A 1,080-nucleotide genomic window follows, 5' to 3' on the forward strand; every position below is an offset into this window, starting at 1 on the left:
ACACCCGCGCAGCAGCACGCCGCTACTTCAAGAACGACACCCACTCCATCGTGGTGAAAGTGCTCCAGCTGCTCGCGGCAAGGGGGGAAGTGCAGGCGGACGCGCCGTCGTACGCCATGGACCGCTACAAGCTCCTGGACGTCAACGCCGGCACCACCGGCGGGGCGGGCGGGGACGCCTGACAACCACCACCAGCAGTAGTCGGGGGGGAGGCTGCCCCGACCGCTTTGGCATTGGCTAGGGTGCAGCTATGAAGAATATGGACGCGCCCGGACCCGCACGCCCGACTGGCCGCGGGGTGACGGGCGTCGTCCTTGCGGCCGGAGCGGGAACCCGCCTGGGACTGGGACCAAAGGCGCTGCTGCCCTACCGGGGCCGGCCGCTGGTGGAGTCAGTCGCCAATACACTGCTCGAAGGCGGCTGCCGGGAAGTGGTGGTGGTCCTCGGTGCCGGTGCAGGCCAGGTTGAATCTGCCGCCCGGTTGGAGGGCTTCCGTGTGCTGGCCAATAAACGGTGGGAAACCGGGATGGGCAGTTCCTTCCTGCTCGGCAACCAGGTGGCGGACGCGGATGACCACCTCCTGATCGCGCTGGTGGACCAGCCGGGCGTCACCGTTGAGACGGTTAAGCGGCTGATGGTGCGGCACCGGCCGGGACGCATCACGGCCGCAGCGTACCGTCGTCGTGATTCCAACGACGGCGGTGGCACGGCCCTCCGCCGCGGGCACCCCCTGCTCATCGATGCCTGCCTGCGGGAGGCCGTGTGCGCAACGGTGACGGGCGACGCCGGGGCCCGCGGCTTCCTGCGCTCCCACCCGGACCTGGTGGATGAGGTGGACTGCAGTGACCAGTCCACCGGTGAAGACGTCGATACTCCGGACCAACTGGGACTGCTCCGCTAACATCCGACCTCCACCAGCACGCGAAGCCGGTCAGGCGTGGGCGCGAAGGAACCGCTCCAGGGCGTCCTCCCAGGGCGACCCGCTGTGGTGAACGATGTCGGTTCCTCCCGCCGCCAGTTCTTCGGGCCATTGGGGTGGTTCCCAGTCCTGGTGTTCGCTTTGGTAGTGCCGGCCGGTGG

2 protein-coding genes are annotated in these 1,080 nt (G+C 68.7%); both read left to right on the top strand.

The window, feature by feature from the left end:
* Positions 1–182: hypothetical protein (locus HNO81_RS19925; protein WP_175319817.1), on the top strand; the 182-nt coding region annotated here is incomplete at its 5' end.
* A gap of 68 nt (positions 183–250) precedes the next feature.
* A complete protein-coding gene (nboR, locus tag HNO81_RS19930) occupies positions 251–901 on the top strand; it encodes a nicotine blue oxidoreductase (RefSeq protein WP_254703603.1) in 651 nt (216 codons plus the stop codon).
* Positions 902–1,080: the final 179 nt, after the last annotated feature.

This window comes from Pseudarthrobacter sp. C4D7 (assembly GCF_013359725.1).
In the GTDB taxonomy this organism is placed as follows: domain Bacteria; phylum Actinomycetota; class Actinomycetes; order Actinomycetales; family Micrococcaceae; genus Arthrobacter.

Bases quoted from the DNA above. Each gene is read 5' to 3' on its own strand.
- nboR (WP_254703603.1), top strand. From the start codon at position 251: ATGAAGAATATGGACGCGCCCGGACCCGCACGCCCGACTGGCCGCGGG.